Source organism: Amycolatopsis sp. NPDC051758 (assembly GCF_044453095.1).
Classification (GTDB): domain Bacteria; phylum Actinomycetota; class Actinomycetes; order Mycobacteriales; family Pseudonocardiaceae; genus Amycolatopsis.
Map to the genome: position 1 here is coordinate 549,329 of NZ_JBITCJ010000001.1, position 23,000 is coordinate 572,328.

The window sequence follows — 23,000 nt, forward strand, 5'->3', positions numbered from 1 at the left end:
CGTGCTCGACATCCTCCTGGCCCAGGCGCCGGAGCCACCGGTGCAGGTGCCGTCGGTCGACTACAACGCCGTGCTGCCGGTGCTGATCATCTTCGGCGCGGCGTGCGTCAGCGTGCTGGTGGAGGCGTTCGCCTCGAAGCGCTCGCGGTTCGGCGTGCAGGTCGGGCTGAGCCTGCTGGCGATCGTCGCGGCGGGCGCCTGGCTGATCAAGTACGCGGTCAGCGACGCGCCCGCGGGCGGCGTGAAGACGTTCAGCGGAGCGATCTCGATCGACAAGCCGGCGCTGTTCCTCTGGGGCACGCTGCTCGCCCTGGCGGTCGGCGCGGTGCTGCTGATCTCCGACCGCGTCGTCGAGCCGGGCGGCGCGCTGGTCGCCCAGGCCGGCATCCGCCCGGGCACCGTGCAGGACCGCGCCCAGACGGCGACGGTCATGCAGACCGAGGTGTTCCCGCTGACGCTGTTCGCGCTCGGCGGCATGATGGCGTTCTGCGCGTCGAACGACCTGCTGACGATGTTCATCGCGCTGGAAGTGCTTTCGCTGCCGCTGTACCTGATGTGCGGCCTCGCGCGCCGTCGTCGGCTGCTGTCGCAGGAGTCGGCGGTCAAGTACTTCCTGCTCGGCGCGTTCTCCTCGGCGTTCTTCCTCTATGGACTCGCGCTGCTGTACGGCTACGCGAACTCCGTGAAGCTGGGCGACATCGCGGCCGCGGCGGCCGGTTCGGACCGCTCGGACACGCTGCTCTTCGCCGGCCTCGGCCTCCTGGTCGTCGGCCTGCTGTTCAAGGGTTCGGTCGGCCCGTTCCACACCTGGACCCCGGACGTCTACCAGGGCGCGCCGACTCCCGTGACGGCGTTCATGGCGGCGTGCACGAAGGTCGCCGCGTTCGGCGGGATCCTGCGGGTGCTGTCGGTGGCGTTCGGCTCCACGAGCTGGGAATGGCGCGGCGTGCTCTGGGGCGTCGCGATCATCTCGATGGTGATCGGCGCGGTGCTGGGCCTCACGCAGACCGACGTCAAGCGCATGATCGCGTACTCGTCGATCGCGCACGCGGGCTTCCTGCTGATCGGCGCGATCTCGATGACCGCGGACGGCCTGTCGAGCACGCTGTTCTACCTGCTGTCGTACGGTTTCACGACACTGGCGGCGTTCGGCGTGATCAGCCTGGTCCGCGATTCGTCCGGCGAGGCGACGCACCTCTCGGCGTGGGCCGGCTTGGCCAAGCGTTCTCCCTTGCTCGCGGCGGTGTTCACGTTCCTGTTGCTGGCCCTGGCAGGGATTCCGTTGACGTCCGGGTTCGTCGGCAAGTTCGTCGTGTTCTCGGCGGCGCTGTCGGACGGGATGGCCCCGCTGGTGGTCATCGCCCTGGTGTTCAGCGCGGTGGCGGCGTTCTTCTACCTGCGCGTGATCGTGCTGATGTACTTCTCGGAGCCGGCCGCGGACGGCCCGTCGGTGACGGTTCCCGGTTTCGGCACGGGAACGGCGATCTTCCTGGGCACGGCGGTGACGTTGGTGCTGGGCCTGGTCCCGGCGTTCGCCCTGTCGTGGGCGGGAGCCGGCGGGTTCGCCCTCTGAGGTTTCTTTTCTGGCCGCCACCTGGTTTTTCCGGGTGGCGGCCTTTTTATTGCAGTCTCCGGCTCAGTTCATTCGGCTCGCCGGGAAGCACACTGATGTAGCCATCGGCGAGCGTGATGCCCACGCGTCCGGCGTCGAGATCGAGGTAGCTGAGCTCTTTCTGCCCGGCGTAGAGCTGCCCGATGCCGTAGTAGGGCTGCTGGAGGAGAGCGTCGAGCTCCTGCGCTTCCCGGCTGCGCGCGGGAGCGTCGTCGAAGATGTCACTGACGTCTTGCGGCTCCTGAAAGTCCTTCTGAGGCAGTGAAAAGGGCTTGATGCTCGCCGGCCTCCACATCGGCAAGTTCGCGACCAGAGCGTCTTCAGGGCTGGTTTCAACGCCCTTGAGTTCGACCCGCCCACCCAGGCAGACAACGGAAACGACGGTACGTCCCCGCGCGGCGACGAGGATGCCTCGCTGGGCGGTCTCGTCCCGGGCGTAGCCGTGGAGTGCGGTCGCCGGGCTGTCGATGAGGTGCAGGATGTCTTCGAATTCGGGGGTGAAGCCGTCCCCTTGGGTGAAGCCGAGTTCGCTGAGTTCCTCGAAGGCTTCACGGTTTACGTGCTGCTTCGCGGACGGCGGGATATAGCGGAGCCCACCAGCGAAGACCGGATGCGGGTCGCCGGAACCGTTCTGGCGGAGGGCGGTGAGCAGGGTGTTCAGGGAGAATTCGGCGTTGAGCATGTGTTATTTCTTCTCGCCGATCACCGGAGGCATCGGCTTTTCCGGGAAGCCGCCGAAGGTTTCGTCCGGGTCGGGGTTTTGCAGGTAGGGGGCCTTCTTCTTTTCGCGGTCTTCTCCTTTGCCGCGCCCGCCGCCGAGGGGGCCGCCCATGGGCATGCCGTTGGCACCGCGCGCACCGGCTGCGCCGCGGGTGGCGGGACCGCCGGGGAGGCGTTCCTCGGGGAGGCGGGCGCCGGTGCTCGGGCCGGGGGCGCGCATGCCGGGTTGCCCTCCGGTGCCTGGTCCTGTGCCGGGTCGGTATCCGCTGCCCGTGCCGGTGTTCGTGCCGCTTCCGTACCCGCCAGTGCCGGGTCCGAAGCCGCCGCCGGCTCCGGGTCCGAAGCCGCCCGAGTATCCGCCGTTGTTCCCACCGAGATTGCTGACAGGCTGCCCGGTGGGTCCGAACTCATAACCACCCTGCGCGGCCGGCGGCATGACGGGCTTGGGAACGTAGCTGTTGGCGTGGGTACTGTCGCTGTTCCCGGGCGGCTGGACCTGGTTCTGGAACTGATTCTGATTCTGCGTCTGGTTCTGAACCGGGTTCCGGGTCTGGTCCCGTCCGGGTTGAACGGTCTGCCGGTTCTGCTGCGCGGGAACCTGAGGCTGCCGGGGATTCCGCGCCCACTCACCGGTGTCGGTGGTCCCAGCGGGCTTCCCCGGGGTGTCTTCACGCAGGGAGATCGGCGCACCGGAGTCGTTGAGCTGCGCGTACTGGGCGGGCATCTGCCCACCGTTGGTGGAGCTGGCGGAGTGGTAAGCGCTGAACGCGTCGATGTTGGCCTGAGTATCGGCCTGCCAGCTGCCGACCTTGGACTTGTAGGACTCCCACCCCTGACCGGCAAGCGCATTGACAACATCAGCAGAGCTGAGCTCAGGCGGCTGCGCGGCAACGGGTTTGACGGAGTTCTTGGCGGTGCCGAAAGCATCCATCTGAGCGCCGACGGCAGTCTGCGCATTCTTGAGATGAACGGCGTCGTCAGCAGCGGCTTGCACGAGGGGGAGAGTGGCGTCGGCAGCGGAGTTGCCGGCGGCGCCTTGCCAGCCGGACATTGTTTTGGCCCGGAGAGCGCTGATCCGCTGGGCTCGCTCGATCATCCGGTTGGTCAGGTTGCTGGCGCCGTCCTGGGCATCGGCCAGCGAGCCGGTGCCTTCACCGCCGGTGATCTGTTCGTAGATCTGTGCCGCAGTCAAAGGTCCTTCGGCGACCATCAGTTCGCTCCAAGAAGATTGCCCAGCACCTGGGCGGCCACGTCATGTGCCGCAGCGCAGGGATCTTTTTTACCGATGTTGACTTCAGACTGTGCGATGTGGATGTCCACCGCCTGTGTGTCACTGACTCCCATCGCGACTGCGCACCGGCCGCGCGTCGCCCGTTCGTCGTTCACGCCATAAGCCACGATGGGGAATCCGTTGACCGGCGGTTGCGGCTCGAAGAGTTGATATTGCTTGCCCTTGGCTTCATACACGCTAGTCAGACCCAGTTGGTCCGCGGACATGAAGATCACGCCAACCCCAGCTTGGGAAAGGCCGGCGGAATCCCAATCGCAAGTTGGTCCGGCGGGCGCCTTCAGGTCGGATTTGACCGAAGCCTCGGCGCCGAGCAGAGCGGCTACTTGTGCTTCACTCAGCGCATCGCACGGCGCGTTCTTGAAACGCGCCACGTCGATCGGATGCTCCACTTTCGGGACGCCAGGGCCGGGTACGGCGCTCGTGGCTTCGGTCGAGGAACCTGCGCTCGTCGTTGTGCTTGGAGTCGACGGATTTCCCGGATTGGTCGGCGAGCATGCCACGACCGCAAGCAGTAATGCGCTGAACATAGGGACCGCGCGGCGCATCAGAGACTGCCTCCGGTTTGCTTGATTTCGGTGGTGTGACCATCTTCAGCTTGTGCGTACTTGCCCAGGGCGGCGTTGAATTTACCGGCCATGGTGCGGCAGTATTCTTCTCGGGCAGCCAGGGTCCCCAGCAGCGCGCTGCCTGACTGCTGAATTTTTTCCGCGTTGTCACCACTTGCGTACTCAAGGCCTGGTCCCTTGGCGCGAGCGAGAGCGGCGGCCTGCTCTTGGTCGCGCCTGAACTCGTCCGCCAGGTCGTTCCATTCCCGCACCAGCTCATGCAGCGTCGCCTCGTCGTACTGGAACCCCACCCCGCCCGAACCAGCCCCAACCTCAGCCCCATAAGACCCCGCACGAGGGATCCCGTTCGGCCCCGGCAGCTCCCAGTTCCCGCCAGGTTCGTACACAGGCGGCTGCCCCTCAGCCACGACCCGCCACCAAACACGCCGTCGTCATCAGCTCTCCCCTAGCTCGCACTGTGCTCCACCCCGGGCACCCTGCGTATCCGACGGCGAGAACCCTACCAAGGTTCCCGGCGCCAAAGAAAGAGCAGGTCACGAGGGCCGCGGCCGTCCTCTCGGGGGGCTCCCGGGCCGCGGCCCTCGCGACGTCTACGGGGTCGGGGAGCAGGAAGTGTGACCCAGGATCACCTGACCGCTGATTCCCGACGCCGGCAGGAAGTCGATGCGCAGCATCGTCAGGCCGATGCTTCCGTCGCCCGGGAGGTTCTGGATGTTGAACACCGCGTTCGCCAGCACCGTTCCGTTCGACTTCTTGAGCGGTGACACGTACCCGACCGGCACCGGGCTCGGCGGGTTCGGGATGCCCGACATGCCGCCGTACGTCCAGTTCGCGTTCGTCTGGGTCTGGGTTGCCGTGCACGTCACCTTGAACGTCGACAGCTTGACGCGCGGCCCGCCCGCGCTCACCAGGGCGGACAGCTCGAAGTTCTTGCCCGTCGCCGTCGAGGTTGTCGATGTGGCGTCCGTGTTCGGGTCCGTCACCGCTGTCGTGCAGGACGATGTGCCGCCGCCGAAGGTGATGCCTGTTTTCGAGACCACCTGGGCCGTTGCTGTTGTCGGGCCGTCGATCGAGCACTTGCCCTGGACCGGGACCTTGATCGTCGTGCCGGCCTTCGTGAACTCCGCCGAGCCGATGTTCGCCACGCCCGGCTGGGGTGCGGCCTGGGCCGGGCCGGCCGTCGCGGCGAGGCCGGCCAGCAACAGTGTTCCGGCGAGCGCGGCCCGCCTCGCGATGGTGTTGCGCATTTCGCGTCCTCCTTGCCGACGGGGAGAGCCACGCTCTTCCTCGAGGTGAATATCCGCCCGCCGGAGACGTCCGTTGCGCCCGAAACCACTGATCACTCCTTCGTGGATCATGAACCACCCGGTGGATAATCCCTTTGGTATCCGGATACAGGTCTGTATGTTGACGCGCATGCCGACCTACCGCGTCCTCGTCCGGGGCAAGTTCGACCACCCCACCCAGGCCGTCCGCGACAAGCTGCTGGGCGCCCTCAGCCAGGGCGATGACCTCAGAGGCCAGCTCTTCAGCGAAGCCGGCTCACTCACCTACAGTCACCACCTCGGCGGCTTCAGCTTCCGCGTCTCGGTCGAGGTCGCTCCGGGTGACGACGCCACACAGGAAGCCCATGACCAGGCGGAGCTCGCGGCCATGGAACTGCTGGACCGCGAGGGCTACCCGTACCGCGACCTGACCGTCAGCTCCACCTGCATGGACGACGTCCGGATCAAGCGACGCCGAGGTGTCATGTTCGTCACCGTTTCCGCAGGACAGCGGGTAAACGACAGCGCGGGGTAGCCACTACGCTCAAGGGACAACCCGACCGGTGCACGAGTAGAGCGGAGCCGACGTGTCTGTGCCTTCCCCAGCCCCCGGGGCGGGATCCCTCCCCGCTGCGCCGGGTGGCGCCCTCGAGGACCTGCGCTCGTCGGTTGGCCTGCAGATCGCCGACGAGACCCTGCTGCGCTCGATCGCCGGTGGGCTGGCCGAGGTCGAGAAGCTGCTGCGCGAGGTCGTCCGCAGTGACGTCCAGGCCGTCAACGACGCCGCGCTGCACCTGGTCGAGGCGGGGGGCAAACGCTTCCGCCCGCTGTTCACGCTGCTGTCCTCGCAGTTCGGCCCCAAGCAGGACGACCACGTCGTGATCGCCGCCGCCGCGGTCGAGCTGGTGCACCTGGCCACGCTCTACCACGACGACGTCATGGACGAGGCGGACATGCGCCGCGGCGCCGAGAGCGTCAACGCGCGCTGGGACAACACCATCGCCATCCTCACCGGCGACTTCCTCTTCGCGCACGCCTCGCGGCTGGTCGCCGACCTCGGCACGGACGCCGCGCGGATCATCGCGGAGACCTTCGGCGAGCTGGTCACCGGCCAGATGCGCGAAACCGTCGGCCCCGGACCGGGTGACGACGCCGTTGCGCACTACCTCACCGTCATCGCGCAGAAGACCGGCTCGCTGATCGCGACGTCCGGGCGGTTCGGCGGCATGATGTCCGGCGCCGCCGAGGAGCACATCCAGGCGCTGCGCCGGTTCGGCGACATCATCGGCACCGCGTTCCAGATCTCCGACGACATCATCGACATCGCGTCGCCGTCCGACGAGCTGGGCAAGGCGCAGGGCACCGACCTGCGCGAAGGCGTCCGGACGCTGCCGATGCTCTACGCGCTCGCCGACCCGGGCACCGACCCTCGGCTGGTCGAGCTGCTGTCCGGGCCGATCGCCGACGACGCCGTCGTCCAGGAGGCGCTGGAGCTGCTGCGGGCGAGTAGTGGACTCGAACGCGCACGCGTCACCCTTTCCGACTACGCTCGGCGCGCGCGAGCCGAGCTCAGCGCGCTGCCCGCGTCACCCGCCCGGGACGCGTGCGAGTCGGTCGCCGACTACCTGGTCGCGCGCACGCACTAAACAGGGGCAGGGATAGATGTCCATATTCGGACAGGTTTGGCTGTGGAGCCTCGCCGCGTTCTTCGTCGGAGTTCTCCTCACCTGGCTGGTGCTGGTGCTGCCGCTCCGGAAGAGCGTCCGCAAGCTGGAGAGTTCGCTGGCGCAGGCCCACGCCGACGCCGCGCGCACCCCGGCGAACGCCGCCGGGCTGGGCACGCCGGGCACCGAGGTGTTCTCCCGGCCGCAGCCGCGCCCGGAGCCGGAGCCGTCGCGCCAGGAGACGTCCTACCCGGGCACGCTGGTCGCCGCGCCGCCGATGAGCCGCGACGACGTCCACGACGACATCGACGAGGACTTCGCCGAGCTGGACTCGCGGGTGCACCCGGGAACGCTGCCCGAGCCGGAGCCCGAAGAGGCGTACCGGCCCGAGCCCGAGCCGGAGTCCGAGTCGGACGATGCGTACCGGTCGGCGGCAACGCAGTTCCTCACCCCGGTCGGCGAAGCCGAGCCGGCGGACGACCCGTACCGCGCCACGGTGACCGAGTACATGGTCCCGGACGAGGAGCCCGAGCCCGAGTCGCCGGCGCTTTCGCGGCTCGAGCAGGAGCTCGACCCGGAACCCGCTGCGGGGTCGCTGTTCCAGCCCCCGGCGGGCGAGCACGCGCCCGAGCCGGATTGGTTCGACCACGAGCCGCCGGGCGAGCGGTCCGCGTTCGAGGAGCCGATGGAGCGCACGCGCTACATCGGCGAGCACCCCGGTTCGGTGCGCAAGGACGAGCCCGAAGAGGCCGAGGAAGAGACGCCGCAGTACGCGTTCGCCGGTGACGATGTGGCGTCCGGCGGTGAGCTGGACGTGCCGCCGGAGACGCCGGCCGAAGCGACGCAGGTGCTGCCGAAGCGGCAGCCGCGGGAAGCGGTGCGGGGCGGATTCGAAGCGCCGCAACCGATCCAGCCGTCGATGCGCACGGTCGAGCGGCGCGAGCCCGACCTCTCCGGCGCGCACAGCGGCTCGCTGTTCGAGCCGTCGGTGCAGCCGAACCAGGCGCCGGTCTCGGCCCCCGAGCCCCCGCCCGCCCGGCAGACGGCGGACGACGCGGTGCCGCCCGGCCCGTTCGGCCCCGGCTCGGCGATGCCGCGTCCCGGCGGCGGAGCGCCGAGCGACGGCTTCGTCGTGAAGGCGAGCGTCACGGCGTTGCGGTACTGCACCGACGAATCGGCGCAGTTCCCGAAGATGGTTGCCGAGGTGTGGTTCCGGACCGCCGAGGACGCCGAGCGCGTCGGATTCCGGCCGCTCGCCTGAGTTTTCAGGCGGCTTGGAACAGGGCCAGCGCCGCGCCGCCGGGATCGGTGACCACCACGAGGGAGCCGACGGGCAGGTCAGTACGTTCGCGCACCAGGGTTCCGCCCAGTTCCACCGCCTTCGCCGCGGCGGCGTCCACATCGGACACTGGCGCGTAGGGGAGCCACTGCGGCGCGCGGTCGTCGTCCGGCGCGATTTCGGTGAGGCCGCCCCACGGTGTGCCGTCCGCGGTGAACAAGGGGCCGGCGGACTCCCAGCCCAGCAGGTCGGCGAAGAACCGCTTGGTGCCGTCCACGTCGGCGGTCCGGACGTCGAAGAACACAAAAGGTCGCATGACCCAAAACTTAGGACACGCGTCCTAACTCTGGCAACCCCCGAAAGCCGTGAAGACCCCCTTACCGGCATCTTGAGCCGGTAAGGGGGCCTTCACGGACCTTGGAGAAACGAGGTTACGCGACCGTCCAGGTGTCCTTGCCGCGCAGCAGGCCCTGCAGGTCGGGGGTGCGGGCCGCGCGGGCCTGCTCGACCTGGGCGCGGGCGCCGTCGTCGTACGTCGGGCGCTCGACCTGGCGGAGGATGCCCGTCGGGACGTGGTTCAGGCTCTGGTCGCCGAGGCGCGAAAGCGCGAAGGCGTACGACGTGTCGACGATCGACGGGTCGTGCACCACCACGTTGTCCTCGCCGATGTCGGCGACCTTCGCGACGTCCAGGCCGCCCCAGTCGCCGCGCTTGACGCCGAACTCCTGGTTCGGGCCGAAGCGGATCGGCTCGCCGGCCTGCAGCGGGATCAGCCGGGCGGCGGCCTCGTCGGCGTCCTTGAGGACGTCGAACGCGCCGTCGTTGAAGATCGGGCAGTTCTGGTAGATCTCCACCAGCGCCGAGCCGCGGTGCTGCGCCGCGGCCTGCAGGACCTCGGTCAGGCCCTTGCGGTCGGAGTCCATCGCCCGGCCCACGAACGACGCCTCGGCGCCGATCGCCAGCGAGAGCGGGTTGAACGGCGTGTCCACCGACCCCATCGGGGACGACTTGGTGACCATGCCCGGCCCGGACGTCGGGGAGTACTGGCCCTTGGTCAGCCCGTAGACCCGGTTGTTGAACAGCAGGATCTTGATGTTCACGTTGCGCCGCAACGCGTGGATCAGGTGGTTGCCGCCGATGGACAGCGCGTCACCGTCACCGGTGACGACCCACACCGACAGGTCCGGGCGCGTGGTGGCCAGGCCGGTCGCGATCGACGGCGCGCGGCCGTGGATCGAGTGCATGCCGTAGGTGTTGAGGTAGTACGGGAACCGCGACGAGCAGCCGATGCCCGAGATGAACACGATGTTCTCGCGCTTGAGGCCGAGCGTCGGCAGGAACGACTGGACGGCGTTCAGCACGACGTAGTCGCCGCAGCCCGGGCACCAGCGGACCTCCTGGTCCGACTTGTAGTCCTTGGCCTTCTGCGGCTCGTCGGTGGTCGGGACGAGATCCAGACCGCCCTGAGTGGGCAGCCCCAAATCGATCGCAGTCACTTCGCCGCCTCCATAACGCCGGTGATGATCTCCGAGAACACGTTCTGCAGCTCTTCAGCCTTGAACGCCATTCCAGCGACCTTGGTGTGCGAGTGGACGTCCACGAGGTACTTCGCCCGCAGCAGCAGGGAAAGCTGGCCCAGGTTCATCTCCGGCACCACGACCTCGTCGTAGCTGCGCAGGATGTCGCCGAGGTTGGCGGGCAGCGGGTTGAGGTGCCGCAGGTGCGCCTGCGCGATCGGCATGCCGAGCTTGCGCACGCGCCGGCAGGCCGCGCCGATCGGGCCGAACGACGAGCCCCAGCCCAGCGCGAGCACCCGGGCCTTGCCGCCGCTCGGGTCGTCGACGACGAGGTCGGGGACGTCGATGCCGTCGATCTTCGCCTGCCGCAGCCGGACCATCTTCTCGTGGTTGTCCGGGTCGTAGGAGATGTGGCCGGTCTTGTCGGCCTTCTCCAGCCCGCCGATGCGGTGCTGCAGGCCGGGCGTGCCCGGGATCGCCCAGGCGCGCGCCAGCGTCTCGGGGTCGCGCACGTACGGCCAGAACTCGCCGGAGTCGTTGTCGGCGTTGGGTTCGGCCGCGAACTCGACGTGCAGGTCGGGCAGTGTCGCGACGTCCGGGATCAGCCACGGCTCGGAGCCGTTCGCGATCGCGCCGTCCGAGAGCAGCAGCACCGGGGTGCGGTACTTCAGCGCGATGCGCGTCGCCTCGATGGCCGCGTCGAAGCAGTCCGCGGGGGACAGTGGCGCGACGATCGGCACCGGCGACTCACCGTTGCGGCCGAACATCGCCTGCAGCAGGTCGGCCTGCTCGGTCTTGGTCGGCAGGCCGGTCGACGGGCCACCGCGCTGGACGTCGATGACGACCAGCGGCAGCTCCACCATCACGCCGAGGCCGACGGCTTCGGACTTCAGCGCGACACCCGGGCCGGACGTCGAGGTGACGCCGAGCGCGCCGCCGTAGGACGCGCCGAGCGCGGCGCCGATGCCGGCGATCTCGTCCTCGGCCTGGAAGGTGATGATGCCGAAGTTCTTGTGCTTGGACAGCTCGTGCAGGATGTCCGACGCCGGGGTGATCGGGTAGGTGCCGAGCAGGATCTGCAGGCCCGAGCGCTGCCCGGCGGCCACGAGGCCGTAGGCGAGCGCGGTGTTGCCGGTGATCTGCCGGTAGGTGCCCTGGGCCAGCTTCGCCGGCGCGACTTCGAACGTCGTCGCGAACGACTCGGTGGTCTCACCGTAGTTCCAGCCCGCGCGGAAGGCGAGGATGTTCGCCTCGGCGATGTCGGGCTTCTTCGCGAACTTCTCGCGCAGGAACCGCTCGGTGCCCTCGGTCGGCCGGTGGTACATCCACGACAGCAGGCCGAGCGCGAACATGTTCTTGCAGCGCTCGGCGTCCTTCTTGCCGAGGCCGGTCTCGGCGAGCGCGCCCTGGGTCAGGGTCGACATCGCGACCCGGTGCACCTGGTAGGCCTCGAGCGTGTCGTCGGCGAGCGGGTCGGTGGCGTACCCGACCTTGGTCAGGTTCCGCTTGATGAAGTCGTCGGTGTTGAGGATGATCGTCCCGCCGTGCGGGACGTCGGCGAGGTTCGCCTTGAGCGCGGCCGGGTTCATCGCCACCAGCACGTCCGGCCGGTCGCCGGGGGTGAGGATGTCGTAGTCGGCGAAGTGCACCTGGAAGCTCGAGACGCCGGGGATGGTGCCCTGCGGGGCGCGGATCTCGGCGGGGAAGTTCGGCATCGTCGACAGGTCGTTGCCGAACGCGGCGGCTTCGGACGTGAAGCGGTCACCGGTCAGCTGCATACCGTCACCCGAGTCGCCCGCGAACCGGATCACGACCCGGTCCAGCTTGCTGACCTCGGTCGGCCTGGTGGCGGCGAGAGAGCCGTCACCAGCGCCGTTGCCGTTCGCACTCGTGCTCATGGGTCAGGGATTCCCTCTCTCCCGACGTTGCGGCTTCGGTCGCCCGCCCGGTGTCATGACAGGCCGATCACCAGGCCCTACCACGAGGTTAGCTCGCGCATGACCACGATGTTCCTAGAGTCCCGTCCGGCGGGCGACCTCCTGTGTGCGCTGCCGGTTCCTCTGTGCTGGTCCGACAAATACCTGTAACCGATGGTAACGGGTATTCACTCGTGTTCGTTGTGACACGCATCTCGCGCGACGGTGTCCACCTGGTGGGATTCAGGACCGGGACCGGATCCGCGCCCGCATCGCTTCGAGCCGTTCGGCGAACTCCGGCGACGCCAGCGACGCCAGTTGCGGCTCGATTTCGACGTCGACGGCGTCGGCGTGCGCGGCCAGCGAGGCGGTGGTCCGGAGGCTGCGCTTGGTGGCCAGCAGTGCCTCGCGCGGCGCCGCGACGGCCGGTGCTGCCAGCTCTCGCGCCGCGGCCACCAGGTCGCCGTCGACCACCTTCAGGGCCAGCCCGGCGCGGACCGCCGCCTCGGCGTCCAGGGACTGCCCGAACAACGTCATCGCGGCGGCCTGCTGCGGCCCGGCGAGCCGCTGCGTCATCCAGGTCATCCCGCCACCGGGGTGCAGGCCGAGCTCGAGGAACCGGGCGACGAACTTCGCCCGCGGCCCGGCCAGCCGCACGTCGGCCGCGAGCGCGAGGTTCAGCCCGGCGCCGACGGCCGCACCACCGACGGCGGCGATCGTCGGGAGTGTGCAGCGCGCGACGGCGAGGAAGCCTTCGTAGATGGCGCGCAGGCCGCGTTCGTCGGCTTCGCCCAGCGCGGACAGGTCGGCCCCGGCGCAGAACGCCGGCGGTGTGCCGGTGACGACGACGGCGTGCACGTCCTGGTCCCGTTCCGCGGCTTCGACGGCGGCCGCGAGCTGAGCGGAGAGGTCGAGGGTGAGCGCGTTGCGGCTGCCGGGCGCGTCGACGGTCAGCAGGGCGATGCCGCCGGAGTGCTCGCTGACGATGCTGTCGGTCATCGGGTCAGGGTATTGGTGGAGGCATGGGGGAGCTGCTGGGAGCCGTGCTCAGGGGAATCATCGTGCTGGTCGGCAACGCGCTGACGGTGATCGACACTTCGGAGCTGTTCGGCGGTCGCCGGCGCCGGTCCCGGCAGGCGGCTTTCGAGCGGGGTGAGCGGGTCGAGTTCCCTTGTGTGCTGCGGGACGAGGAGCTGACTGGCGGCCGCGAGAAGCGCGGGTGGCTGGCGGTCGGGGCCGGACCGTCTTCGTGGCGTGTGCCCGGTGGGGAGCCGGTGGTGTTCGAGCCGGGTGAGCTGACGATGCAGGCGGTGGACCGGCAGGCGGTGACGTTCCACGCCGCGGGTGGGCGGACCGAGCTGCGGCTGCATCCGGACGAGGCGCCGCTGGTGCTGCGGGAGCTGGCTGGGTGAGAGCGGGCCTCCGCCCCCGGTTTCCAGCGTATCGGCGGGGGCGGACAGTTCCGCGGTTTCGACGGCTCAGGTTCCGGATCTGTCCACAGGCAGCCGGACCTGTGGACAGCTCCGCGCGCTCGGGCGGGAACCGTCGGTTTCCGTCAGTGCCCGCCGATAAGCTGGAAGACGGGGGCCGGAGGCGTCACCCCTCCGGCGTCGGCGGGCGCTCGAGCAGCCGGGAGAGCACCACCGTCGACACCGTGCGGTCCACGATCTCCAGGCCGCGCAGCCGCTCCAGCGCCGTCTCCAGGTGGTGGATGTCCGACGCGCGCAGGTGGACGATCGCGTCCGCCGCGCCCGACACCGTGTACGCCGCCACCACCTCGGCCAGCGGCTCCAGCCGGGCGCGGATCCGGGCCGGCGTGATGTTGCCCTGGCACGTGACCTCGACGAACGCCTCCGTGCCCCAGCCCAGCGCCTCCGGGTCGACCACCGCCGTGAACCCGCGGAGGATGCCCGTTTCGAGGAGCCGGTCGACGCGCCGCTTCACCGCGGGGGCGGACAGGCCGACCACCTTGCCGATCTCCGCGTAGCTTGATCGCGCGTTGGCCAGGAGGCACGAAACGATTCGCTGGTCGATGGTGTTCACACGCAACATTTAGCACAGATACGCGCAGCGAACAGCGATTGATTGCGAATTAGGCAGACCTTACCCTGCAATCATGCAGGGATCACAGCCCTTGGCCGCTCGTGTGCCGACCACCCGCCGATACCTGATGTGCCCGCCGCGCTTCTTCGCGGTGGACTACGTGATCAACCCGTGGATGGACCCGACCCAGCCGGTCAGCGCCGACGTCGCCGTCGCGCAGTGGACCGAGCTGCGTGACACCTACCGCCGCCTCGGCCACACCGTCGAGGAGATCGACGCCCAGCCCGGCCTGCCCGACATGGTCTTCGCCGCGAACTCCGGCACCGTTGTCGACGGCCGCGTCCTCGGCTCGCGGTTCCGCGCGCCGCAGCGCGCCGCCGAGGCCGAGCACTTCCGCCGCTGGTTCGTCGAGCACGGCTACCGCGACATCACCATGCCGGAGAAGATCAACGAGGCCGAAGGCGACTTCGCTTGGACTGGCAGCGTGCTGCTGGCCGGTACCGGCTTCCGCACCGACCCGGCCGCGCACGCCGAGGCGCAGGAGGTCCTCGGGGTCCCGGTCGTCTCGCTGAACCTGATCGACCCGCGCTACTACCACCTCGACACGGCGCTGTTCGTGCTCGCCGAAGCGACCGACACGACGCGCGCGCAGATCGTCTACTACCCGGACGCGTTCTCGGCCGGCTCGCGCCGCGTGCTCGAGCGGCTCTTCCCGGACGCCGTGCAAGCGACCGCCGCCGACGCCGAATGTTTCGGCTTGAACGGCGTTTCCGACGGCCGCAATGTCGTCCTGCCCGTCGAGGCCACCCGGTTGGGTGAACTGCTCACCGATCGGGGGTACGAGCCGGTCTACGTCGACATCTCCGAGCTGCGGAAAGCCGGCGGTGGCCCGAAGTGCTGCACACTGGAAATCCGGAAGGGCTGAATTTCGCCGAATCCTGTAACTCACCCGTTTGCCATCGCGATTAATCGAGGTAACAAATCGACTACTCGCGGTGGCAGGCGGTGGAAGCAGTGACGGTGAACCTCGCCGTGCACGGGATCGGCCGGCCGGCTCGCCAGCTCGACCCCGGCGAGGACGAGCGCTGGGTGACGGTCGAGCAGTTCGAGCGCGTGCTGGACGCGGTCGAAGGGGAGGACGTCCAGCTCACGTTCGACGACGGCAACGAGTCGGACGTCGAGATCGTGCTGCCGCGGCTCGTCGACCGCGGCTTGACGGCGGAGTTCTTCCCCCTCGCGGGCCGCCTCGGCCAGCGCGGGTACCTCGACCGCGCCGGGCTGTGCGAGCTGGTGCGCGCGGGCATGGAGATCGGCTCGCACGGCTGGGAGCCCCGCGACTGGCGCCGCCTCGACGACCGCCACGCCCGCCGCGAGCTTTCCGACGCCCCGAAGCTGCTCGGCGACCTGTGCGGCCGGCCGGTGGAGCGGTACTCGCTGCCGTTCGGCGCCTACGACCGGCGCGTGCTGGCGCGGCTGAAGCAGGCCGGCGCGACGCGGGTCTACACGAGCGACGGCGGGGCGGCTCGCCGTGACGGCTGGCTGCAGGCGCGCACGGAGCTGAGGCACGACCTCGACGACGACTGGCTGCACGGCGTGCTGACGACCGGGCGGCCGCGCGGGAACTGGGTGGGCCGGTTGTTCCGCCGGGGTGAGCGCTAGGCGGGGTGGGCTGCGGGGGCTCGCGGGGTGGGCGGTTGCTGGGGGATGCGCGAAGCGTGCCGGGCGGGTTGCCGGGTGCCGCTTGGCGGGCGGGCTGCGGTGGCTCGAGGGGTCGGCGGCCGCGGGGCGGCGAGGCGTGCCGGGCGGACCGCTGGCCGGGCCGGCCGCGGCGACTCGGGGTGGGCAGCCGTGAGAATCGGTGAAGCGTGGCGGGGCGCCGCTGGCCGGACCGGGCCAGCTGCGGCGGCTCGCGGAGTCGGCGGCCGCAGGGGATGTGCGAAGCCTGCCGCTAAGTCGGGTTTGCCGGATCCGCTCGCCGTCAGATGCTTTCCCGGTGGCCGGAACATCGTCCAGACCAATTCTCCGCACTCTCGTCCGGTGAGCAGCCTTTTCGTCAAGGCTGCCCGGGTGATGGGAAATTCCCGTACCGCAAGGTCTTGAACCGGCCGCGACCACGGGTGCATCCTGGGTGCCTCGCCGCCGTAAGGAAAGTTTCCTAACTAAAGGGAGCACCAGGAATGCGGAAACTGATCCTGCTCGCGACCATGGCGCTGGCCGCGGCCGTGATGCCCTCGGCCCTTGCTTCCGCGGCTCAAGCCCCGGCGGCACAAACGCCCGCAGCCGCGCCGGCGGCCGGCCCCACGGCGGCCCAGCTGCTCGCCAAGACGAACAGCTGCAAGCAGATCTCCAACGGCAAGTACAAGACCGACGAAGACGTCTCCGCCAAGACCGTCGCCGTCTGCGATGCCAATGGCGCCGTGTTCTGGAAAGCCGACATGGACATCGACTGCGACGGGCAGCGCTCGACGCAGTGCAACGAAGACACCGACTGCTGCTACCAGGACGACACGGCCTTCCACCAGTCCGACGGCAAGCCGCTCAACGCCGCGAAGCTGCCCTACATCGTCGTGCCGAGCTCGAGCAGCATCTGGAAGTACTCCTCGTCGCAGCTGAAGGGCGGCGGCTCGTGCGCGGTGATCTACAACGGCAAGATCGAGTACGCCGTCATCGGGGACACCGGGCCGACCCAGATCATCGGTGAAGCCTCCTACGCGACGGCGAAGGACCTCGGCATCAACCCCGACCCCTCCAACGGGGGCACCGACTCCGGTGTGACGTACATCTGCTTCAAGAACTCGACCGTCTCGCCGATCGAGAACCACGCCAATGCGGTGAGCAAGGGGGAAAGCCTCGCCACCACTTTCGTGAACAACAACTGACGCCGACGCGGCCGGGGCCGATCCGTTCAAGACCGGGATCGGCCCCGGCTGGTGTGCTGGACCCATGAGCAAGGAACTGCTGAAGCTGGCGAACATCGGCCCGGCGATGGTCCGGGACCTCGGCCGGCTCGGCATCACCGAACCCGCGCAGCTGGCCGGGCTCGACGCCGTCGAGCTGTACGAACGCCTCTGCGCGGTCGACGGCGTCCGGCACGACCCCTGCGTGCTCGACACGTTCATGTCCGCGGTCGACCAAGCCGACGGCGCGCCGCCGCGGCCGTGGTGGACCTACACCCCGGAACGGAAACGCCTTCTCGGGACCCGCTGACCGAAAGCGCGTCCACCGGGTTGATCACCCACGTGCACCTTGCAATTCGAGATCCGATTTTTACGCGAAAACCGTTACGCCTAACGGCAGCCTCACGCTTTACCCCGTTCGCCGCCCCCGCGGTAACGATCCAGGGGAGCGCGGCGACCAACTTGAGGGTCGCGCGGAATAGCGGAGGTTTTGGCGTGAAGATCAGTGTCTTCGGGCTCGGGTATGTCGGGTGTGTCTCCGCTGCGTGCTTGGCGGGGCAGGGGCACCGGGTGGTCGGCGTGGACGTCAACCCGGTCAAGATCGACCTCATCACCCAGGGCAAGGCCCCGGTGGTCGAGGAGCGGATCGGCGAGCTGACCGCCGAAGTCGTCGCGAGCGGCGGGCTGAGAGCCACGACCGACGTCGCGGAAGCCGTCGCCGACAGCGAGATTTCGCTGGTCTGCGTGGGTACACCCTCGGCGCCGAACGGCAGCCTCTCCACCGTCTACCTCGAGCGGGTCGCCGAGGAGATCGGCGAGGCGATCGCGAACAAGAGCGAGCGGCACACCGTCGTCTTCCGCAGCACGATGCTGCCCGGCACCTGCCTGGACCTGCTGGTCCCGATCCTGGAGAAGGCGTCCGGCCGCACGGCCGGCGTCGACTTCGGGGTCGCGGTGAACCCCGAGTTCCTGCGCGAGGGCACCAGCGTCCGCGACTTCTTCGACCCGCCCAAGACCGTGATCGGCGAGATCGACACGGCCAGCGGGGACGCCGTCGCGGCGCTCTACGAGGGCCTGCCCGGGCCGGTCTTCCGGGTCGCGATCCCGGTCGCGGAGATGACGAAGTACGCCGACAACTCCTTCCACGGCCTGAAGATCGGGTTCGCGAACGAGCTCGGGTCGATCTGCCGGGCGCTCGGCCTCGACTCGCACCAGGTGATCGACGTCTTCCTCGCCGACACCAAGCTCAACATCAGCCCGGCCTACCTGAAGCCCGGCTTCGCGTTCGGCGGCTCGTGCCTGCCGAAGGACCTGCGCGGGCTGGTCTACGCCGCGCACCGCGCCGACGTGAAGGTGCCGATCCTGTCGCACGTGCTCAGCTCCAACGAAGAGCACCTGCAGCGGGCGTTCGACCTGGTCGCGCGCACCGGCAAGCGCAAGGTCGGGCTGTACGGGCTGTCGTTCAAGCCGGGCACCGACGACCTGCGCGAGTCGCCGCTGGTCGAGCTGGCCGAGAAGCTGCTCGGCAAGGGGTACGACCTCAAGATCTACGACGCGAACGTCAGCCTCTCGCGGCTGATGGGCGCCAACCGCGAGTACATCGAAGGCCGGCTGCCGCACCTCGGGCAGCTGCTCGCCGGGTCCGTCGAAGAAGTCATGGCCCACGCCGACGTCGTCATCGTCGGCTGCAAGGACCCGGACGTGCTGGCGGCCCTGCCGCACGGTGGCGACCGGGTGCTGATCGACCTCGTCCGCCTGCCCGACGCCGAGACGCGTCGCCTTGAAGAGGGATACGCCGGCCTTGCCTGGTAAAGCGCTCATCCTCGTCGAAAACCTCTCCGTTCCCTTCGACCGGCGGGTCTGGCAGGAGTCCACGACCCTGCGCGACGCCGGGTGGGAAGTCCACGTGATCTGCCCCCAGGGCACGAAGCGCGACACCGAGGCCGAAGCCGTCATCGACGGCGTCCACATCTACCGCTACCCCCTGAAGGCGGCGACCGGCGGCCCGGCCGGCTACCTGCAGGAGTACGGCAGCGCGCTGTGGCACACGCTGCGGCTGGCGCGCAAGGTCGGCCCGGTCGACGTCGTGCACGCCTGCAACCCGCCCGACCTGCTCTACCTGGTCGCGAAGCTGCTCAAGCGGCAGGGCGCGAAGTTCATCTTCGACCAGCACGACCTGTGCCCGGAGCTGTACCTGTCGCGCTTCGACCGCGGGCAGGACCTCCTGTACCGCGGGGTCTGCGCGCTGGAACGCGCCACCTACCGCGCCGCCGACGTTGTCATCTCGACGAACGAGAGTTACAAGCAGGTCGCCCGGATCCGCGGCGGCAAGCGGCCCGAGGACGTCTTCGTCGTGCGCAGCGCCCCGGTCGTCGAGCGCTTCCACGAGGTGCCCGTCGAGCCGGAGCTGAAGCAGGGCAAGCCGTACCTGCTCGCCTACCTCGGCGTGATGGGCCCGCAGGACGGCGTCGACTACGCCCTGCGTGCGCTGGCGAAGCTGCGTGACGAGGTCGGGCGCACCGACTGGCACGCGGTGTTCGTCGGCTCCGGTGACGCCTTCGAGGACATGGTCGCGCTGTCGGCGAAGCTCGGGCTGGCCAACCAGGTCGAGTTCACCGGCCGGATCTCCGACGAGGACCTGGTCCGCTACCTCTCCACCGCCGACGTCTGCCTGTCGCCGGACCCGCTCAACCCGCTCAACGACGTCTCCACGATGAACAAGGTCATGGAGTACATGGCGATGAGCAAGCCGATCGTCTCGTTCGAGCTGCGCGAGGCGCGGGTCTCCGCCGGGGACGCCGCGGTCTACGCCCCGGCGAACGACGAGGCGGAGTTCGCGGCGCTGGTGTCCCGGCTGCTCGACGACCCCGAAGAGCGGGTCCGGATGGGCAAGCTCGGCCAGGCCAGGGTGGCGGGCCCGTTGTCCTGGGAGAACTCGGCGAAGGCCCTCGTCGCCGCTTACGAGCACGCACTCGGTTCCTGATCGCCGTTCGGTCAAGAAGCCACCGGACGTGTAACCAATGCTCCCGGTCCGACGACGGTTCGGGTAACCGGCCGATCCACTGAATCCGTTCGGCGTACCCGTCTCAGGAATGGAGAGCCCGCCGTTGACCGAAGACACGGTGCGCCTGGCCCTGATCGGGCAGGTCCTCCGACGACGCTGGCGGCTCTTGGCCGCCCTCGCCGTCCTCGGCGGGGTGGTCGGCGCCGGCGCGTCGGTGCTGCTCTCGCCGGGCTACCAGACCACGTCCAGCGTGCTCCTCCAAGGACCGCGCCAGGCGGACGAGCTGCTCACCCAGGCCGAGGTCGCGACCAGCTCGGTCGTCCTCGACCGCGCGTCGGTGACCCTGCCGTGGCACCCGAGCGGCGCGGACCTGAAGAAGCAGGTCACCGCGTCGACGGCGAACGGCAACGTCGTGACGATCACCGCGTCCGCGGACACCGCCGAGCACGCCCAGCTGCTCGCCGACCAGGTCGCGGCGCAGTACGTGAAGTACGCCGGGCAGCTGGCGACCAACTCGGGTGACGCCTCGGTGCAGCTCGCCGGCGAACAGCGTGAGGCCCTGCGCCAGCAGGTGCGGCAGGCCACGCAGAAGATCGACGAACTGGCCAAGACCACCGGCAGTGACCTCACCGTGGAGAGCGTCCAGGCCCGCACCCAGCTCGAAGGCCTCCGGTCTTCGCTGGACCAGGCGATCAAGGTGCTCGGCGAGGCCGACGCCACCGCCGGCAGCAACAACGCCGTGGCGATGGGCAACGCGCCCGCCCCGACCGGCCAGGCCGCGCCGACCCCGGTGCACTTCACGATCGGCGGCGCGCTGCTGTTCCTGATCGCCGGGGTCTTCGGCCACCTCGTGGCGTTCCGGCGGGACCGCCGGCTGCGGCACCAGGAACAGATCGCTTCGGCGCTCGGCACCGGCGTGCTCGCCCTCGTCGACGTCGAGCTGCCGCCGGCGGACCGGGCGAAGGACAAGGGCCTGCTCGGCCGGGTCCGGTGGCTGCTCGGGATCGACCGGCCGTGGCTGCTGCCCCCGGTCGCGGTCCCGGCGGGCGCCGCCCAGCGCGACATCCGGAACCGCCGGGTGCTCGAACAGCTCGACGCCGGTGCTCGCGGGGTCCTCCTGCTGGTGCCGGAGGACGACACCAGCGCGGGGACGGCGGCCGAGCGGCTCACCGAAACCGCGGACCGGATGAGCGTCCCGGCCCGGGTGTGCCGGGTGTCGCCCGAGCGGCCGCTGGTCCCGGACGGCGACGACGTCACCGTCGTGGTGACCAGCCCCGGCACCCGGATCGACTGGGAGCTCGTCGACCTGGCCGCCGCGTGCGCCGAGGCCGGTCGCGAAATCGCCGGTGTTGTCGTCACCCATCCCGTGCGGCCGTCCGGCCGGGCGCCGGCACCGGAGGCCGGGGTTCCCGGCGAAGCCATGGCAGGTCGACCGTGACGAACCCCAGCTCGCAGGCAGCACCCCTGATCGACCTCTCGCGGCTGACCGTCGCGATCCGCCGCCGGAAGCGGTTCTGGCTGGCCACCGCGCTGCTCGGCCTGATCGGCGGCGTGCTGGTCACGCTGCTGCTGCCCCCGCCGCCCAGCGCGGTGGTGACGGTGATGGTCACGCACGCGCAGGACTCGCCGACCGACAGCGGCTCCCTGATCCGCACCGACGTCACGGTGCTCCAGACGACCCAGATCGCCGGCGAAGCGCTGAAGGCGATCGGGAGCGCCGACAAGCCCGAAGCGTTCACCAAGGACTACGCGGGACTCGGCCTGAGCAACAACATCATGCAGATCACGGTCAAGGCGAAGACCGGTCCCGACGCCGTCGCGAAGGCGAAGGCGCTGGCGGACATCTTCATCGCCGACTACGTGAAGCGGGACAAGGCCGTGGCCGACGCGGAGGCCAAGGCCCTGCTCGACCAGCGCAAGACCGCGCAGGACGAGCTGGCCACGGTCGACCAGCAGGTCACCGAGGAGACGGACAAGGGGCGCAACGCGAACCCGAGCACCCTCGAGGGGCTCTACAGCCGCCGTGCCGCGTTGACGTCGCAGATCTCGGACTTCTCGTCCCGGGCCCAGCAGGCCGGTCTCGGCAACCCGAAGGTGACCTCGGGCACGCAGATCGTCGACGCCGCCCGGGAGCTTCCCCGCGGCATGCTGAAGGCCGGCGCCCTGAACGGCGGCATCGGGCTCGGGCTCGGCCTGGCGCTCGGGCTCGCGTTCGCCGCGGTCGCCGCGATCTCGCGGGACAAGCCCGTGCTGCGCGGCGAGATTTCCGCCGAGCTCGGCGCCTCCGTCATCGCCCAGCTGCGGAGCCGGTTGCCGGGGCCCGCCCGGTTCTGGCGGCGCTCCCGCGCCGTTGGTGAACGCCAGCGTGTCGCCACCACACTGGTCCGCGCGATCAAGGCCGAAGCCCGTGAGGTCTCACTGCTGGAGCTCGGCGCACCCAAGATCGCCGCCGCGCTCGCCCTCGACATCGCCGGGGAGCTCGGCGCCGACGGCAAGGTGAGCGTCGTCGACGACCTGGCGGGCGAAGACGTCCGCAAGCTGGCGAAGGAAACCGGCAGCGAGGTCACCGTGCTCGGCGTGGGCGACCCCGCCGCCGAACCGGGGGAGCGCCGCGTCGGGGTCGGCTCGGTGGCCCCGGGCACCGCGTGGACCGACCTGGAGCACCTCGGCGCGGAAACCGTGCTGATCGTCAAGGCCGGGCACGCGAACACGCTGTGGCTGCACACCGTCGCACGGCAGCTCGCCGACCAGCAGATCCCGATCGTCGGGGTGGTGCTGGTCGACCCGGACCCGCGCGACCAGTCCGACGGCACCCTCTGGGACGGCCTGCACACGGCGTTGCGCGCCCGCGGCAAGGTGGCCCCGGCGGTGCAGCTCCTCCCGGTCGAGCACGAGGACCGCATCAACGAGCTGGCCGCCCGGATCGCCGAGCGTGTCGCGGTCGTGGAGCCGCCGACACGCCGGATCGTCCCGGTCCGGCCGGTGGCCCCGCCGCCGCTCGCCAAGCCCAAGCCGCCGGCGGCGCCGCTGCCGGCACCCGGCGCCGTGAGCGTCCCGGACCACCTGGACGCCCCGACGAAGAAGTTCGCCCCGGTCAAGCCGAAGCGGCCGACGCCGTTCAAGCGTGACCACGGCGAGCCCACGCACCAAGGCGAACTGAAGGCCGAGCTCGAGCCCGAAAAGAGCGCGGAGGTCTCCTGACTTCCGGGCGCAGTGACCGAAGGGG

General features: G+C 69.7%; 23 protein-coding genes. 13 read left to right on the forward strand and 10 right to left on the reverse strand.

Translation table 11 applies throughout. The annotated features are described in order from the left end of the window. Position 1: 1 nt before the first annotated feature. Positions 2 to 1,573, forward strand: coding sequence for an NADH-quinone oxidoreductase subunit NuoN (gene nuoN / locus ACIA5G_RS02925; RefSeq protein ID WP_395920529.1), 1,572 nt, complete (start codon positions 2 to 4; stop codon positions 1,571 to 1,573). Between the two features lie 46 nt (positions 1,574 to 1,619). Here the strand turns inward: nuoN and ACIA5G_RS02930 are convergent, their stop codons facing one another. The 5 genes from ACIA5G_RS02930 to ACIA5G_RS02950 form a co-directional block, all read right to left on the reverse strand. Further along, on the reverse strand, positions 1,620 to 2,294 hold the full coding sequence (locus ACIA5G_RS02930; protein WP_395920530.1) for an ESX secretion-associated protein EspG: 675 nt from the start codon (positions 2,292 to 2,294) through the stop codon (positions 1,620 to 1,622). A gap of 3 nt (positions 2,295 to 2,297) precedes the next feature. Beyond that, positions 2,298 to 3,542: a hypothetical protein gene (locus tag ACIA5G_RS02935; RefSeq protein ID WP_395920531.1), complete on the reverse strand. Its 1,245-nt coding sequence runs from the start codon at positions 3,540 to 3,542 to the stop codon at positions 2,298 to 2,300. Continuing rightward, positions 3,542 to 4,168, reverse strand: coding sequence for a DUF3558 domain-containing protein (locus tag ACIA5G_RS02940; RefSeq protein WP_395920532.1), 627 nt, complete (start codon positions 4,166 to 4,168; stop codon positions 3,542 to 3,544). The genes ACIA5G_RS02935 and ACIA5G_RS02940 overlap by 1 nt, the downstream gene beginning before the upstream one ends. Further along, complete coding sequence (locus ACIA5G_RS02945) at positions 4,168 to 4,479, reverse strand: hypothetical protein (protein ID WP_395920533.1); 312 nt, start codon at positions 4,477 to 4,479, stop codon at positions 4,168 to 4,170. The genes ACIA5G_RS02940 and ACIA5G_RS02945 overlap by 1 nt, the downstream gene beginning before the upstream one ends. 300 nt (positions 4,480 to 4,779) lie before the next feature. Beyond that, positions 4,780 to 5,436, reverse strand: a complete 657-nt coding sequence (locus tag ACIA5G_RS02950; RefSeq protein ID WP_395920534.1) for a hypothetical protein — start codon at positions 5,434 to 5,436, stop codon at positions 4,780 to 4,782. 169 nt (positions 5,437 to 5,605) lie between these two features. Between ACIA5G_RS02950 and ACIA5G_RS02955 the strand changes: the two genes are divergently transcribed. The 3 genes from ACIA5G_RS02955 to ACIA5G_RS02965 are packed head-to-tail and all read left to right on the forward strand — an operon-like array spanning position 5,606 to position 8,379. Next, the gene (locus ACIA5G_RS02955) at positions 5,606 to 5,989 is read left to right on the forward strand and encodes a DUF6204 family protein (RefSeq protein WP_395920535.1); all 384 of its coding nucleotides are present in this window, start codon (positions 5,606 to 5,608) and stop codon (positions 5,987 to 5,989) included. A 58-nt stretch (positions 5,990 to 6,047) separates the two neighbouring features. Further along, the gene (locus tag ACIA5G_RS02960; RefSeq protein WP_395921860.1) at positions 6,048 to 7,100 is read left to right on the forward strand and encodes a polyprenyl synthetase family protein; all 1,053 of its coding nucleotides are present in this window, start codon (positions 6,048 to 6,050) and stop codon (positions 7,098 to 7,100) included. Positions 7,101 to 7,116: 16 nt separating this feature from the next. Further along, positions 7,117 to 8,379, forward strand: a complete 1,263-nt coding sequence (locus tag ACIA5G_RS02965) for a hypothetical protein (RefSeq protein ID WP_395920536.1) — start codon at positions 7,117 to 7,119, stop codon at positions 8,377 to 8,379. A 4-nt stretch (positions 8,380 to 8,383) separates the two neighbouring features. Here ACIA5G_RS02965 and ACIA5G_RS02970 read toward each other — a convergent pair whose 3' ends face one another. The 4 genes from ACIA5G_RS02970 to ACIA5G_RS02985 all read right to left on the reverse strand — a co-directional run bounded on the left by ACIA5G_RS02970 (position 8,384) and on the right by ACIA5G_RS02985 (position 12,829). Beyond that, positions 8,384 to 8,713: a VOC family protein gene (locus tag ACIA5G_RS02970; protein WP_395920537.1), complete on the reverse strand. Its 330-nt coding sequence runs from the start codon at positions 8,711 to 8,713 to the stop codon at positions 8,384 to 8,386. A 115-nt stretch (positions 8,714 to 8,828) separates the two neighbouring features. Further along, complete coding sequence (locus ACIA5G_RS02975) at positions 8,829 to 9,893, reverse strand: 2-oxoacid:ferredoxin oxidoreductase subunit beta (protein WP_395920538.1); 1,065 nt, start codon at positions 9,891 to 9,893, stop codon at positions 8,829 to 8,831. Beyond that, the gene (locus ACIA5G_RS02980) at positions 9,890 to 11,812 is read right to left on the reverse strand and encodes a 2-oxoacid:acceptor oxidoreductase subunit alpha (protein ID WP_395920539.1); all 1,923 of its coding nucleotides are present in this window, start codon (positions 11,810 to 11,812) and stop codon (positions 9,890 to 9,892) included. The genes ACIA5G_RS02975 and ACIA5G_RS02980 overlap by 4 nt, the downstream gene beginning before the upstream one ends. 261 nt (positions 11,813 to 12,073) lie before the next feature. After that, positions 12,074 to 12,829: an enoyl-CoA hydratase gene (locus ACIA5G_RS02985; protein WP_395920540.1), complete on the reverse strand. Its 756-nt coding sequence runs from the start codon at positions 12,827 to 12,829 to the stop codon at positions 12,074 to 12,076. Positions 12,830 to 12,852: 23 nt separating this feature from the next. On the opposite strand from ACIA5G_RS02985, the gene ACIA5G_RS02990 reads away from it, so the two are divergent. Continuing rightward, positions 12,853 to 13,242 (forward strand): hypothetical protein, encoded by a 390-nt coding sequence (locus tag ACIA5G_RS02990; RefSeq protein ID WP_395920541.1) that lies wholly within the window; start codon positions 12,853 to 12,855, stop codon positions 13,240 to 13,242. A gap of 184 nt (positions 13,243 to 13,426) precedes the next feature. Here ACIA5G_RS02990 and ACIA5G_RS02995 read toward each other — a convergent pair whose 3' ends face one another. Beyond that, entirely contained in the window at positions 13,427 to 13,873 is a 447-nt protein-coding gene (locus ACIA5G_RS02995) for an Lrp/AsnC family transcriptional regulator (RefSeq protein ID WP_395921861.1), read from the reverse strand. 73 nt (positions 13,874 to 13,946) lie between these two features. On the opposite strand from ACIA5G_RS02995, the gene ddaH reads away from it, so the two are divergent. From ddaH to ACIA5G_RS03035, 8 genes are all read left to right on the forward strand, one after another. Continuing rightward, positions 13,947 to 14,798 (forward strand): dimethylargininase, encoded by an 852-nt coding sequence (gene ddaH / locus ACIA5G_RS03000; protein ID WP_395920542.1) that lies wholly within the window; start codon positions 13,947 to 13,949, stop codon positions 14,796 to 14,798. 80 nt (positions 14,799 to 14,878) lie between these two features. Next, positions 14,879 to 15,532 (forward strand): polysaccharide deacetylase family protein, encoded by a 654-nt coding sequence (locus ACIA5G_RS03005; RefSeq protein ID WP_395920543.1) that lies wholly within the window; start codon positions 14,879 to 14,881, stop codon positions 15,530 to 15,532. A gap of 518 nt (positions 15,533 to 16,050) precedes the next feature. Continuing rightward, positions 16,051 to 16,752, forward strand: a complete 702-nt coding sequence (locus ACIA5G_RS03010) for a glycoside hydrolase family 75 protein (protein WP_395920544.1) — start codon at positions 16,051 to 16,053, stop codon at positions 16,750 to 16,752. Between the two features lie 64 nt (positions 16,753 to 16,816). Beyond that, the gene (locus tag ACIA5G_RS03015; RefSeq protein ID WP_395920545.1) at positions 16,817 to 17,080 is read left to right on the forward strand and encodes a helix-hairpin-helix domain-containing protein; all 264 of its coding nucleotides are present in this window, start codon (positions 16,817 to 16,819) and stop codon (positions 17,078 to 17,080) included. Positions 17,081 to 17,265: 185 nt separating this feature from the next. Then, positions 17,266 to 18,582, forward strand: coding sequence for a nucleotide sugar dehydrogenase (locus ACIA5G_RS03020; RefSeq protein ID WP_395920546.1), 1,317 nt, complete (start codon positions 17,266 to 17,268; stop codon positions 18,580 to 18,582). Beyond that, complete coding sequence (locus ACIA5G_RS03025; RefSeq protein WP_395920547.1) at positions 18,572 to 19,753, forward strand: glycosyltransferase family 4 protein; 1,182 nt, start codon at positions 18,572 to 18,574, stop codon at positions 19,751 to 19,753. The genes ACIA5G_RS03020 and ACIA5G_RS03025 overlap by 11 nt, the downstream gene beginning before the upstream one ends. A 124-nt stretch (positions 19,754 to 19,877) precedes the next feature. Next, positions 19,878 to 21,212: an exopolysaccharide biosynthesis protein gene (locus ACIA5G_RS03030; protein ID WP_395920548.1), complete on the forward strand. Its 1,335-nt coding sequence runs from the start codon at positions 19,878 to 19,880 to the stop codon at positions 21,210 to 21,212. Continuing rightward, positions 21,209 to 22,975 carry a Wzz/FepE/Etk N-terminal domain-containing protein gene (locus tag ACIA5G_RS03035; protein WP_395920549.1) on the forward strand — a complete coding sequence of 589 codons (1,767 nt, stop codon included), beginning with the start codon at positions 21,209 to 21,211 and terminating at the stop codon, positions 22,973 to 22,975. The genes ACIA5G_RS03030 and ACIA5G_RS03035 overlap by 4 nt, the downstream gene beginning before the upstream one ends. The last annotated feature ends 25 nt before the right edge of the window (positions 22,976 to 23,000 follow it).